The 13206-nt window shown below is 58.6% G+C and carries 13 protein-coding genes and 1 pseudogene; 6 read left to right on the plus strand and 8 right to left on the minus strand.

Features of this window, described 5'->3' with window-relative positions; genetic code table 11:
* Window positions 1–7: 7 nt before the first annotated feature.
* On the plus strand, window positions 8–1513 hold the full coding sequence (locus ACVWVY_RS02285; protein WP_456624857.1) for an FAD-dependent oxidoreductase: 1506 nt from the start codon (window positions 8–10) through the stop codon (window positions 1511–1513).
* 120 nt (window positions 1514–1633) lie between these two features.
* Window positions 1634–2554, plus strand: coding sequence for a c-type cytochrome (locus tag ACVWVY_RS02290; RefSeq protein WP_456624858.1), 921 nt, complete (start codon window positions 1634–1636; stop codon window positions 2552–2554).
* Window positions 2555–2561: 7 nt separating this feature from the next.
* Here ACVWVY_RS02290 and ACVWVY_RS02295 read toward each other — a convergent pair whose 3' ends face one another.
* From ACVWVY_RS02295 to ACVWVY_RS02320, 6 genes are all read right to left on the minus strand, one after another.
* The gene (locus tag ACVWVY_RS02295; RefSeq protein ID WP_456624859.1) at window positions 2562–2972 is read right to left on the minus strand and encodes a c-type cytochrome; all 411 of its coding nucleotides are present in this window, start codon (window positions 2970–2972) and stop codon (window positions 2562–2564) included.
* The gene (locus ACVWVY_RS02300; RefSeq protein WP_456632074.1) at window positions 2953–3852 is read right to left on the minus strand and encodes a cytochrome c oxidase assembly protein; all 900 of its coding nucleotides are present in this window, start codon (window positions 3850–3852) and stop codon (window positions 2953–2955) included. Before ACVWVY_RS02300 ends, ACVWVY_RS02295 begins: the two co-directional genes overlap by 20 nt.
* A 322-nt stretch (window positions 3853–4174) precedes the next feature.
* Entirely contained in the window at window positions 4175–4777 is a 603-nt protein-coding gene (locus tag ACVWVY_RS02305; RefSeq protein ID WP_456624860.1) for a cytochrome c oxidase subunit 3, read from the minus strand.
* On the minus strand, window positions 4774–6681 hold the full coding sequence (gene ctaD / locus ACVWVY_RS02310; RefSeq protein ID WP_456632075.1) for a cytochrome c oxidase subunit I: 1908 nt from the start codon (window positions 6679–6681) through the stop codon (window positions 4774–4776). The genes ACVWVY_RS02305 and ctaD overlap by 4 nt, the downstream gene beginning before the upstream one ends.
* Window positions 6681–7697: a cytochrome c oxidase subunit II gene (gene coxB / locus ACVWVY_RS02315; protein ID WP_456624861.1), complete on the minus strand. Its 1017-nt coding sequence runs from the start codon at window positions 7695–7697 to the stop codon at window positions 6681–6683. Before coxB ends, ctaD begins: the two co-directional genes overlap by 1 nt.
* Window positions 7694–8254 carry a c-type cytochrome gene (locus ACVWVY_RS02320; RefSeq protein WP_456624862.1) on the minus strand — a complete coding sequence of 187 codons (561 nt, stop codon included), beginning with the start codon at window positions 8252–8254 and terminating at the stop codon, window positions 7694–7696. Before ACVWVY_RS02320 ends, coxB begins: the two co-directional genes overlap by 4 nt.
* A 146-nt stretch (window positions 8255–8400) precedes the next feature.
* Here ACVWVY_RS02320 and fdhD point away from each other — a divergent pair, with 146 nt between their 5' ends.
* The 3 genes from fdhD to ACVWVY_RS02335 are packed head-to-tail and all read left to right on the plus strand — an operon-like array spanning window position 8401 to window position 11553.
* Window positions 8401–9234, plus strand: coding sequence for a formate dehydrogenase accessory sulfurtransferase FdhD (gene fdhD / locus ACVWVY_RS02325; RefSeq protein WP_456624863.1), 834 nt, complete (start codon window positions 8401–8403; stop codon window positions 9232–9234).
* Window positions 9231–9494: a hypothetical protein gene (locus ACVWVY_RS02330; protein ID WP_456624864.1), complete on the plus strand. Its 264-nt coding sequence runs from the start codon at window positions 9231–9233 to the stop codon at window positions 9492–9494. The genes fdhD and ACVWVY_RS02330 overlap by 4 nt, the downstream gene beginning before the upstream one ends.
* Window positions 9409–11553 carry an FdhF/YdeP family oxidoreductase gene (locus ACVWVY_RS02335; protein WP_456624865.1) on the plus strand — a complete coding sequence of 715 codons (2145 nt, stop codon included), beginning with the start codon at window positions 9409–9411 and terminating at the stop codon, window positions 11551–11553. Before ACVWVY_RS02330 ends, ACVWVY_RS02335 begins: the two co-directional genes overlap by 86 nt.
* A 59-nt stretch (window positions 11554–11612) precedes the next feature.
* Here the strand turns inward: ACVWVY_RS02335 and ACVWVY_RS02340 are convergent.
* Window positions 11613–11846, minus strand: a pseudogene (locus ACVWVY_RS02340) (hypothetical protein); the annotation flags it as partial.
* A 3-nt stretch (window positions 11847–11849) separates the two neighbouring features.
* On the opposite strand from ACVWVY_RS02340, the gene ACVWVY_RS02345 reads away from it, so the two are divergent.
* Window positions 11850–12599, plus strand: coding sequence for a response regulator (locus tag ACVWVY_RS02345; RefSeq protein ID WP_456624866.1), 750 nt, complete (start codon window positions 11850–11852; stop codon window positions 12597–12599).
* A gap of 245 nt (window positions 12600–12844) precedes the next feature.
* Here ACVWVY_RS02345 and ACVWVY_RS02350 read toward each other — a convergent pair whose 3' ends face one another.
* Entirely contained in the window at window positions 12845–13126 is a 282-nt protein-coding gene (locus ACVWVY_RS02350; RefSeq protein WP_456632483.1) for a hypothetical protein, read from the minus strand.
* Between the last annotated feature and the right edge of the window lie 80 nt (window positions 13127–13206).

The raw sequence follows: 13206 nt of genomic DNA on the forward strand, positions 1-13206 counted from the left end.
ACGTTCGATGACGAGTAAATCACTATGGATGGATATTGACGTCGCGCCCGGCGCAAAGGTGCTTGACGGTGTCCACGAGTGCGATGTCGCGGTCATTGGTTCGGGCGTTGCCGGGATTTCAACGACGTACGAGCTCTGCAAGCGAGGCAAATCCGTCATCGTTGTTGACCGCGGCCGCATCTGCGGAGGCATGACATCGCGCACATCAGCCCATCTTGCGCCGTTATGCGATGATCTCGTCAGCGAAATGATGAAGATCAAGGGGCACGACGCGACAAAGCTCTTTTGCGACAGCCAGGCCGCTGCCGTCGACCGCATCGAGGAAATCCAGAGAAGTGAGAGCATCAATTGCGACTTCCGGCGGCTTGACGGCTATCTCTTTCAGGGCCGGGATATGCCGGCGGACACCATCGACCAGGAAATGGACGCGGTCCGTGAGGTCGGAGCCCCCGTCCACCGGCTGGTGGGCGTGCCGTTCATTGGCTGCGAAGATCGCCACGTCCTGCGCTATCCCAGGCAGGCAACCTTCCATCCGCTCAAATATCTCACCGGGGTCGCGAAGGTATGCAGCGAGAATGGCGTGTCTTTTTTCCGCGACAGCCCGGTCGAGGAAGTGACTGAAGAAAACGGCGTCGTTGCCGTCAAAACGGCACGAGGCGTCATTCGCGCCCAGCACGCGGTTGTTGCGACCAACTCTTCAATCTCCGACCGCTTCGCCATTCACACTAAAACGGCTCCCTACCGGACCTTTGTGATCACTTTCGAGATCAAGCGCGGCGCCCTACCCGACGCGCTGTACTGGGATACTGAAGACCCCTATCACTATGTGCGCCTGCAGCCCGGCCCGGCGAACATCGATTACGTCCTGGTCGGCGGGGAGGATCATAAGAGCGGAGAAGCGGACGACGCAGACGAGCGCTTCAGGAAACTGGAAGCCTGGGCCCGCGGCTTGATTTCAGGTCTTGGCAAAGAGACGCATCGCTGGTCTGGACAGGTACTCGACACGATCGATTACGCCGGCTTCATCGGGCGGGACCCCGGCGGAAAGAACATTTACGTCACGATGGGCGATTCCGGGCAAGGCCTGACACACGGCGTCGCGGGAGCAATGCTGAACGCCGGTCTGATCCTTGGTGAGGATCACCCATGGAAGGATGTTTATTCGCCCGGCCGCGTTCCTCTGAAGGCCGCGAAAAACTTCATGACGGAGAATGTGACGGCACTCAAAAGCTTCGCGGAGTACGTAGCACCGGGCGAAATTGGCTCACTCGATGAGCTGAAGCCTGGCAATGGCGCAATCGTGCGGCGGGGCTTTGAGAAGATCGCGGCTTACCGTGACGACGCGGGAACCCTGCACCTGAACTCCGCAAGTTGCACTCATGTAGGTTGCCACCTGCATTGGAATAGTTTTGAAACCTGTTGGGATTGCCCCTGTCACGGCTCGATGTTCGACGTCGAGGGACAACCGATCAACGCCCCCGCCATCGGGCCTCTCGTCACGGTAAATGAATAGGATACGCAATGCTATGAGTCGTGGCCCTCTATTAGTGCGAAGCTCAGTGACGGGTCAGTGGAACTCGGAAGCGGCTATCGCATTGCTTCAAGCGTATGCACTCTTAGGAAGGGTGGTTACATGCGCGTTGTCCACCTGATGGCGGTCCTTTTTGGTACAAGCTTGGTCGGTGCCGCAATCGCCACCTGGCTGATCACCACTCCACGACCGGCTTTTGCTCACGACGCTGAGCCGGCGCTCGACGGGCAAGCTGATGCGGCGAAGGGAAAACTTATCTTTGCCGCCGGTGACTGTGCTTCGTGTCATGCTTCACCTGGACAGTCAGATCGTTTGCGGCTCGGCGGCGGGCTTGCGTTGGCGTCGCCCTACGGTACTTTTCGCGTTCCCAACATTTCCATGGACCCGGTCGACGGGATCGGCTCGTGGCGGACCGTTGACCTTGCCAATGCATTGTTAAGCGGCGTGTCCCCGAGGGGATCGCACTATTACCCTTCATTTCCTTACTCGAGCTACGTCAAGATGAAGCTCAGCGATGTCAGCGATCTCATGGCATATTTGCGCACACTGCCGGCAGTTGCCGGTAAGGCGCCAGCCCATGAATTGGTATTACCATTTCAGATTCGACGCTTTGTCGGCTTCTGGAAATTTCTGTACTTCGATCGCGAACCTATCGTTCCCGATCCAGGCCGCGGCGATGCCTGGAACCGAGGCCAATACCTTACGGAGGCCTTGGCGCATTGCGCAGAATGTCATTCGTCACGCGATATCTTCGGCGCCATCAAGCCCAAGACCCGCTTTGCGGGAGGGCAGGACCCGGAGGGTGTCGGATACATTCCCAACATAACGCCGAAGCGGATCGGCGATTGGAAACAGGAAGATATCGCCGAAGTGCTTAAAACCGGCGCGACGCCGAACCACGGCCGGGTTGGATCGTCCATGACCGACGTTGTCACAAATACCGCGATGCTGCCGCAAACCGATCGGGACGCGATCGCCGCCTATATTAGATCCCTGCCTTCGCGCGATACCCCGCAACCTTGAGGTGCCCTCAGCGCGAATAGAGATACGCCGCGATGTCGCGCGCTTCCGGTTCGGAAATGCCAGTAGCGGGCATCGCCGAGCGCGGCGAAAATGCCTGAGGCGACACAATCCATTGTATCAGATTATTCGGCGTATTCGCCAGGACGCCGCCCACATAAACGCGCTGCCGGATATCCGCAAGAGGACCACCAACTTTACCATCGCCGCCGGGAATGCCGGGAATCGTATGACATCCGCCACAGCCATATCGGCGTATCGCCGCCGGCGCGCGTGTCATATTTCCGCCAGTCATGGCCCTGGCCACGCTTTCCGATCGATGCATTTGCTGCCAACTCGGACCTGCAACCACGCCGATCACGAGGAGGATTGCGCCTGTGGCCGCGAGTGGCCATCGATGTCTAGAGAGCGCTGAAAGCATCTATATGCCTCCTCGCAGGACCCGACTGCCGAATCCAGACCGCTAACAAGGCGAGCGCCGCGCCGGCATAGATCGTTCCCGCAGGCACCCACATGATGATCCCGGCCAACTGTTGGTCCTCCAGCGGGGTCAGGCCCCAAACTGCTGCGGTCGCGGTTTGGGCCTCGTAAAGTACACGGGGCGCCAGTGCCATCAGGGCTCCGAGGACGCTTGTGTGCAACATCGTGGCGAAGAGATGCCAAGCGGCTAATCCGGGATTGTTGTTGCGAAGTACCGACCACCAGAACACAATGGCGGTCAGCAGAAAGCTCAAGTGCTGCAGGCGATGCAGCACGGTGTTGGCCACGGCGGCATCGAATAATATCGGAACATGCCAAGCCCAGATCGCGATGCCGTGCAAAAGCGTCGCGTTGCGCCCGGTCCGCAACCATCGCCAGCAATAGACAACAGCCGGCCGCCTTAGCAAGCGGCCAACCGGCAACCGGCAACTTTGCGGCAGCGACCAAAGCCAAATTCCGAGGGGCGCGGCAAGAACAAGCAACGGCGCCGAAAACGCCATCAAGATCTCGTGCTCGATCATGTGAAACGTAAACAGGTGTTCGCCGAGCCAATGCAGCGGCGATACCAGCGCGCCAACCAGCGTGACCCAGCCGGCCACAAACGCCAAGGTCCGCCATCTGCGAAGCTGCGAGATCGATCGGGCCCGTTGCCATAGGACGAGACTGCCGGCAGCATAAAGGCCGGCCACAATAAGCAATGGCGTGACGATCCAGGGATCGAACGTCCAAATCGCCTCGTTCGAATGTGGTTCGAGTTCGTGTGCGAACCCCGAGTTCGCCGAACCCAGCACCGCCAACAATATTACACCTAGCGTTCGCATCCGCTGAGCACCAATCCAGCCAATCCCTGCATCGAAAGTGCAAAAGCAAACACGAGCGCGCCAAGAATGCTCATCGATCCGACAAAGAGCCACGTGCGCCGCGGCTCGGACATCTCGGCGAGGCCGATCGATCGCCAGGATATTGCGCCGGCGAGGCAGGAGACCGCCGCCCCAGAAAACGATATAATTGCGGAGTATCGTGCGTGATGCTCACAATCGAGATATGGCAGTATCTGTCCTAGCTGCGTATTGATCATCCATAGCGTCGAGGCAACCAGCAAGCCCGACCAGTGCAACGGAGTGGTGAATTTTCGCAAAATGCTCATAGCCGCGGTATCCAGTAAATGCAGGCATAGATTGGAAGCCACGCGAGCACGACAAAGTTCCAGTACATTGCGTTGTCCTGAACATCGCCGAAACGGCGTGGATTATCGCCATGTCGGGTAAACATCAACGCGGCCAGCACGAGCGTATCGATCAGATCGGTGATAATATGAGTTGTATGCAGCCCCAGCATCGTCCAGACGATTGAACCGTAGGCGTTGCTGTCCCAACTGACGTTGAGTGCCGGAAATTCGAAGAAGCGGATGACCAATGGCACAATACCCAGTAGCGACATCACGATCGTGCCGATCTGAACTTTTCGCAGATCTTGCTGATCGGCCCATCGTGACACCAGATAGTTCGGGATGAGACTTGCGAGCAGCGCCAGCGTGACCAGTGTCCCCGGCAGAAGTCTGGGCGGCGGCGAATCGATCGGCCAGGTCGGAGCAAGGCTCATCAAATAAAGGTAAACGGCGACGGCAAGAGCAAAACCGGTGCCCTCGATCAGCATAAAGGCCAGCGTTCCCCACCACGTGGGACTGGCTGTATGCATGCCATGCTGCGGCAATCGTGAGAAATCGGCGATCACCCGCTCTCTCATGAATCGTCCTCCGGTGTTCCCTCGGGCCAGAACCAGCCGATCAATGCAATCGCCACCGGAATCGATCCCCATACCACCGCCCAGGGCGAGAAGATCGACCAGATCAGCATCGCGCTGGTTGCGACCGCTGTCCAGAACGGCCAGATCGAATTTCGGGGCGATGCCTCACGAGATTCAGCTTCCGCGGCGCCAACCGTCGTGATGAGCAGCTCACGGCGGTCAATGCGTAAGCCAATGCCCACCGCAAGGGCGTCGCGCTCCCATAGCGGGTTGGAACTCTCGATCACGGGGGTAAATGCGAAATTGTAGCTCGGCGGCGGCGAAGACGTTGCCCACTCCAGGGTCGGCGCATCCCAAGGATTGTCGCTGGCCGGCTCTCCCCGCCATGCCGAACGGATCGCGTCGACGAAGAAGACGATGAATCCGGCCGTCAGCATCAGTGCGCAGGCGCTGACGAACAGATTCAATCCATGCCACGGCATGTCCGGCTGATAGGTATAGATGCGGCGTGGCATGCCCTGCAGGCCAAGGATATGCATGGGGAAGAACGTCAGGTTAAACCCGACGAAGATCAGCCAGAACGACCACTTTCCCAACCTTTCGCTCATCATTCGGCCGGTAATCTTGGGAAACCAGTAATAGATAGCGCCAAGCAGTGGGAATACAGCGCCGCCGATCAGCACGTAGTGGAAATGAGCAACCACAAAATAGGTGTCGTGCACTTGCGTATCGAAGGGCACTGATGCGACCATGACGCCGGTCATGCCACCGATCACGAACGTGATAATGAAGCCGATCACGAACAGAAGCGGCGCTTTGAACACCGGTTTTCCGTCCCATAGCGTCGCTAGCCAGCAGAAAATTTGAATGCCCGCAGGAATAGCGATCGCCATGCTGGACGCCGTGAAGAAACTCTCGCCGAGTCGCGGCAACCCGGTCACGAACATGTGGTGTACCCATAACCCGAACGCCAGAATGGCGGTTGCGATCAGCGCCATTACCAGCGCGAGGTAACCAAAGACGGGGCGGCGCGCGAAGGTCGCAACCAGCGTCGAGACCATTCCAACCGCGGGAAGGAAAATGATGTAAACCTCGGGATGACCGAAAAACCAGAACAGATGCTGCCACAGCAGGACGTCACCACCTTCCGCCGGGTTGAAGAAATGGGTTCCGACCAGGCGATCGAGAATCAGGCTGGTACTCGCGACCATAACGGCTGGCATCGCCATGATGACAACGAATGAAGTGACCAGCATCGACCACACGAACAGCGGAATGCGGTCAAGTGACATGCCCGGAGCGCGTTGCTTTAGAATGGTCACGACAATTTCGACGGAGACGGCCAGCGCCGAGACCTCGGTGAAGGTGATCATCTGGCCCCAGAGGTCGGCGCGCTTGCCGGGGGCGTATTGCGGCCCGGAAAGCGGTACGTAGGCAAACCAGCCGACGTCAGGCCCCATGTCGAGCGCGAACGCGATCCAGAGCAGCGCGCCGCCGGCCAGAAACATCCAGTAGGAAAAGGCGTTCAATCGCGGAAATGCTATGTTGCGGGTACCGACCATTAACGGGACTAAATATACCGCCATGGCTTCCATCACGGGCACTGCGAACAGGAACATCATATTGGTGCCGTGCATGGTGAAAATCTGGTTGTAACGGTCAGGACCGATCAGCCGCGCTTCGGGTTGAGCGAGTTGGAGGCGCATCAGGATAGCGAGAATGCCGCCAAGGGCCAGGAACACGAAGGCGGTGACGATATAGCGCCGGCCGATGATTTTATGATCTACTGTTGCCAACGCACCCCAAAAGCCGGCAGGCGTTTTCCAGGTGGCCGCGAGGACGGTATCGAGCGCAGCTCGATCGAGATCGGAGTCGCATCGATCGTCTGTTTTGGCGCGGTCCATCATTTCAGGCTCGCCAGATAGGCGGAAACGGAACGCAGTTCTTCCGGATTGAGCGGTACCATCGGCATATTGTTGCCGGCCTTGAGCGTTTGCGGATCGGCGATCCATGCCGCGAGCGAGCCGCGAGTGGTCTCCAGCAGCCCGGCGGCGATATATTTCCGTCCGCCGACATGGGTGAGATCAGGGCCTGTCGTCCCTCTTGCCGACGTTCCCCGGATTGTATGACAAGCGGCGCACGCCTTTGATAGAAACACCTGCTGGCCCGCCAACACTTCGGAGTCGGAAGACGGCAGGGCAGAGGCGCGCTGGACGCTAAGCCAATCCTCAAAGACCGACGGCTCATCAGCTATCACGAAAAAGGCCATATGCGCATGCTGCATGCCGCAGAATTCAGCGCATTGTCCGCGGTAGACGCCGGGCCGGTCCGCCCGGATGCTGAGCTCGTTGGGCCGGCCCGGAATGAGATCCTGTTTGCCGGCAAGGCTCGGCACCCAGAACGAGTGAATGACATCGACGCCCTCGAGTTGAAAGCGAACGTTGCGCCCGACCGGAATATGGATTTCGTTCGCAGTCTGAAACCGCTGATCAGGTGCAGCGCCAAGATATTCGATGTCCCACCACCATTGTAATCCGCGAATTTTCACAACGAGGTCGTCATGACCTGCCGCGTTGAGGGCGCGGGTGGTGATGAAACTTGCCAGGGTGAACCCGCCAATAATCAGCACTGAAGCCGCGATAGCAGACGTGACCCAGATCGTCATGCGGCGCTCCCTGGCAGGGTCGGGACGGAATGGCAGCGCATCACGTTCACGCCGGCGCCAGAGAGCGAAAATCAGCGCGATCATAACGAGGGCCCAAACGAGCGAGCACGCCGCCACAATCAGTACGATGAGTTGCTTCAAGCTGATCGCCGATTGTCCGTGAACGTCGAGCGCCGATTGCCAGCCGCTGCATCCGCTCAGGAGCAATAACAGCAGCAAGTAGGATGACGCCCGCCGCGGGCCGCGCCCAGTCACGGCTTGGGGCCCTGATCCAGATGAATGGGGGTCGGACCTTCATCAAACAAGATCGCGGCCGGACTGCGATTCTCCGCCGGCCGTACCTGCTTTTCGTCGTTGCGGCTGGGCGCCGCCGTTCTTGCAGAATATTGACCGATCGTCTGCACGTAGCCTGTGAGCTGCCAGATTTGATCCGTGGTCATCTTGTCGTTGAATGCCGGCATGCCATGAGGCCTACCGTCGCGGATTGAAGCAAAGATCGACACCATCTCAGGACCGTAAGCCCACCAGCCATCGAGGAATGCTGGGCCTGCGCCACCCTGCCCGTCCCCATGACACGATTTGCAGCCGAACCAGGAATATAAACGCTTGCCCTGACTGAGGTTGTACGCGTTCGACTCGTACGGCCTGTCGAGCGCGAAGTAGACTTCCGGGGGTGCGCCGCTGATCCGGTTTGGCATCAGCCTGACATCGTCGAGCGCTGCCGCCAGCGGCGGATCAAGCCGGAGCTGCCGCTCTTCCCGTTGGCAGCCTGCGGTGAGGATTGCGAGGCTTAACACCAGTAAAATCCGCATCTACCGATATCATTCGCGGGGGCTGGGACTGACTAAGCCCCGTCTTTCGGAAAGGTTCCAAGATAGCAACTGCCGGTCTGGCGGGGTAGTCGCCAACAGGAACAATTGGGTGGCTGGTGCTTTAAAAGGCTGATCCGGACAACGCGATGAACCAGCCGCTTCTGCACACAATCCCAGCCTTGGTCTCTATTGCCGCCAAGTCGGTCTCGCAAACGAGCTGCGTCGAGCCGTCCCGTCTGATCTGCATCGCGGAGGAGACCCCGGTCGCTTTCCGTTATAACGAATTTGCTCACGCCGTGATGATGGCAACTCCCGATGATCTGCACGATTTCGCGGTTGGTTTTACCCGCTCGGAAGGTATTATCGAACATTCCTCCGATTTGCAGAACATTGCCATCCATGAGGGCGATGACGGTATTACCCTCGACATATCGCTGAGCGGGAAAAGCTTGCACCGCTATTTGGCAGGCCGCCGTGTGCGACAACTGCGAGGGCATACCAGTTGCGGTCTGTGCGGGGTTGAAGATCTCGACGACGTGCGCCGTCCGGCGGCCCGCGTGGCGCCAGCGAGGCCCCCGGATGCGAAGGCCGTTGCCTTTGCACTCGAAGCTTTGAGAGCCCGGCAGCCGCTCAGCCGGCTGACCCGCGGAGCTCACGCCTCGGCATGGGTCACGCCAGAGGGTGCATTGCGCACCGTGCGTGAGGACGTCGGCCGGCATAATTCCCTCGACAAGCTGATCGGTGCGCTACTTCGCAACGAGACTTCATCTGCGGGCTTCTGCCTGATCACCAGCCGTTGCTCGTTCGAAATGGTGCAGAAGGCGGTAACGGCGGGGTTCTCAACCCTCGTGTCCGTCGGCATGCCGACAGCGTTCGCGGTCCGGTCTGCGGAAGCTGCAAGGCTGACGCTCTACTCGCTCTCACGCGAGGGGGAACCGCTCCAGTTCACGTCGTCGGAGCGCCCGGAGGAAAAAATATGACTACAGCACGCAAATTGGGGACGGATCTCGAAGTCAAGCCCTACGAGAATGCTTCTGGAGGTTGGGGTTCGGTTCGGTCATTGGTCAAGAGCCTCACCCGCGACCGCGTGCCGCTCGCCGGGTCTCGTGTCTTGCTCAAGCAGAACAAGACCGACGGTTTCATGTGCGTCAGCTGTGCCTGGGCAAAGCCCGCCGATCCGCGCATGTTCGAATTTTGCGAGAACGGCGCCAAGGCAACGACCTGGGGAGATTACCCATAAGCGCGCCACGCCAGACTTCTTCGCCGAGCATATCGTCTCCGATCTGGAGAATTGGGATGATCATCAACTCGAAGCTGTTGGTCGTCTCACCCATCCAATGCGATGGGATCGGGAAACCGACAAATACGTGCAGGTAGATTGGGCCGTGGCCTTTGAAGAGATCGGACGCGAACTATCCGCACTCAATCCCGAGCAAGCCGTCTTTTATACCTCCGGCCGCGCTTCGCTCGAGACCGCATTCATGTATGGGCTGTTTGCCCGTGCCTACGGCAACAACAATTTGCCGGACAGCTCCAACATGTGTCACGAGACGACATCTGTGGCGTTGCCGGAAAGCATTGGTGTGCCGGTCGGCACCTGTACACTGGATGACTTCGCGCACACCGATGCGATCTTCTTCTTTGGCCAGAACGTCGGAACCTCGAGCCCGCGGATGCTGCATCAACTGCAGGAGGCGGTGAAGCGCGGCGTACCGATCGTCACCTTCAACCCGCTGCGCGAACGCGGATTGGTCGAATTCGTCAATCCGCAATCGCCCGCGGAAATGTTGCTAAAATCACCGACCAAGATCACATCCCAGTATCACCAGGTTAAAATCGGCGGCGATACCGCGGCAATGATGGGGATTGCCAAAGTCTTGTTCGATCTCGATAAGACGTCGGGTCACGGCCCTGTGGTGGACCGAAATTTCATCCGCGAACATACCAATGGATTCGATGAATTCGAAACTTCCGCCAAGGCCACCGAATGGGATCAGATCGAACGCCAATCCGGGCTCACCCGCGGTGCGCTCGAAGCCGCCGCCGCGGTTTACGCCCATGCAAAGTCGGTGATGTTCGTCTATGGCATGGGCTTGACCCAGCACAAGAAGGGCGTCGAAACCGTCCAGACGTTAGTCAACCTCGCGTTACTGCGCGGCAATATCGGCCGCCCCGGTGCCGGAATCTGCCCGGTTCGCGGTCATTCCAACGTTCAGGGACAGCGGACGGTGGGCATTACCGAAAAGCCCGAACAAGTTCCGGCCGAAAAGCTAAAACGGTTGTTTGGGATCGATACGCCGCAGAAGAAGGGCGTCAATACGGTCGAAGCGTGCGAGAAAATAATCGACGGCAGCGTTCGGGCCGTAGTCCTGCTCGGCGGCAATCTGGTCCGCTCCGTTCCTGAGCACCGCTTGATCGATCCGGCTTGGCGGAAGTTGCGGCTAACGGTACAAATCTTGACCAAGCTTAACCGAACGGCCCTGGTGCATGGCGAGATATCATACATCCTGCCTTGCCTCGGCCGAATCGAAATCGACCATCAGGCCAGCGGGCCGCAAGCTGTTTCGATGGAGGACAGCACGGGCTGCATGCACGGCTCGCGCGGTCAGGTAAAGCCGGCCAGCCCACATCTGCTGTCTGAAGCAAAGATTGTCGCAGAATTAGCCAAGGCAACTGTGCCCACCGGATCGACCATTCCGTGGGACGACTGGGTTGCCGACTACAGCAAGGTTCGAGACGCGATCGCGCAGACCTATCCCGACATTTTTCACGACTTCAACGCCCGCCTCTGGGAGCCAGGAGGCTTTCACCGACCGATCGGTGCCCGCAAGCGCGAGTGGAAAACCAAGTCAGGCAAGGCCAACTTTATTACGCCTACCTCGCTCTCAACGGACATCGACATACCGCCCCAGCAGCGCGACGTGTTGCAGCTCATGACGTTACGCAGCAACGGGCAATTCAATACGACGGTGTACAATTACGACGATCGATTTCGTGGCATCTACGGCTCTCGCCACGTCGTTCTGATGCACCAGAACGATATCGACCGGTTGAATTTAATGGAGGGACAAACAGTCGCCTTGACGACTGCCGTGGATGACGGCATCCAACGGCGCGTGACTGGATTGAGGGTTGTCGCCTACGATATCCCGGAGGGATGTATTGCGGGCTATTATCCGGAATGCAATCCGCTCGTCCCGCTTTGGCATCATGCCGAGAAAGCCAAGGTTCCGGCAGCCAAGTCGATCCCGGTTAGAGTTCAGCACGCGACCACGAGCGCGCCACCTTCTGACCGCTGATCAGCGAGTACGAGGCGCCGGTCATACGCGCGACATTCTGCCAATGCGCTTGGAGCAGGTTAGTCCGCGCGAGACTTGAATTGAGAAAGGTACCGTGCTGTAATGCTCTTTGCGACGGCAGCGACCTGTTGCGGTTTCCCCGCTGCGACAATCTTTCCGCCCTCATCGCCCGCTCCAGGCCCGATGTCGATGATCCAGTCACTCGCGGCGGCAACCCCCATATCATGCTCGACGACGATCACGGTATTTCCGGCGTCAACTAGACCTTCAATCTTGGCATTAACGCGCGCGACGCCATGCCGGACGGTGGGAAGCTCACGGTAGAGGCTGTGAATGTCTTAGCTGACGAGGACTATTGCCGGCTAAATCCTGAACTCTCCCCGGGCCAATATGTCATAGTTTGCGTGACCGACACTGGGACCGGGATGACCGCAGACGTCGTTAATCATGCTTTCGAGCCCTTCTTTACGACGAAAGACCCCGGTCAAGGCACAGGCCTCGGCCTAAGCCAAGTCTATGGGTTCGTAAAACAGTCTGGCGGGCACGTGAAGACCTATAGCGAAGTTGGCCAAGGCACCAGCATCAGAATGTATTTCCCCCGATACCATGGAGATGCTCGACCGATCGATAGTGACGCAGACGAATTTCGTCCGGAAGGCGAGAAACTGGAGACGATACTCGTCGTTGAAGACGATGCGGACCTGCGTGTATATGTTTCCGAACTGCTGCGAGACTTGAACTATTGGGTCGTCGTGGCTTCCAGCGCCCAAGCTGCCTTGACCATTCTCCTGCAGGAAGAGCCAAAGGTCGATCTCTTACTGACCGACGTCGTTATGCCTGGAATCAATGGACGGGAGCTTGGTCGACGCGCACAACTGATCCGCCCGGGCATCAAGATCCTGTATATGGCAGGTTACTCGCGAAATGCGGTGGCCCACCAAGGACGCTTGGACGAGGGAGTCGAGTTATTAGAGAAGCCTGTCTCTCAGGCAAAACTCGCCTTGCGTGTGCGCGAAATGTTGGACCGGTTTAGACCAAAGTCATGAATCGAGCCCGACGCGCAGCGGGCAGCACATATTCCCGCCCCCGTTCGTTGGTTGACCTTAGTTATGCCGTACATGATTAGAACGCCGAGGGTCATTCCTTCGGTGCGACGGCCTCGCGCAGACGTGTCTTGCCTTCCGCACTTAAGCCGATACGGCCACTTGGCCCCGTCGTGGCGCCTCGGCCAACCAACTGGGCCTCAAGATGGGGCCAGCTGTCGAGATGACGGACCCCGCCAGTGGCAGCCTCACTTTGTCAGTTTGCAGACTTCGCCGGGCTTGAGATGCAGTTTTTCCAGCGACGCCTGTTGCTGTTGCGTCACGCGATCAGTCACGAGTTCCGCGGTCCAGCCCTCCGGGACGGCTGCAAGCACGAACGTCAGCGCTTGACTTGGTTTGGCTGAGCGACCCAAAACTCCCTCCTTGGTCGTCCCGCAGACCAATCGTCTGCCGTCACTTCGACAATGGTAAATGCGCTGCCGAACGACTCTGCCATGGATAACCAATACTGCGGCCAGCCATTTGTTCAAGTTGGACAAGCCAAAATCGAACTTGAGCCACAAGGGTAAAAGCAGGGCTAGCCCCTGTGCCACTGTGAAGCTAAGTTCGG

Source organism: Bradyrhizobium sp. URHC0002 (assembly GCF_054059515.1).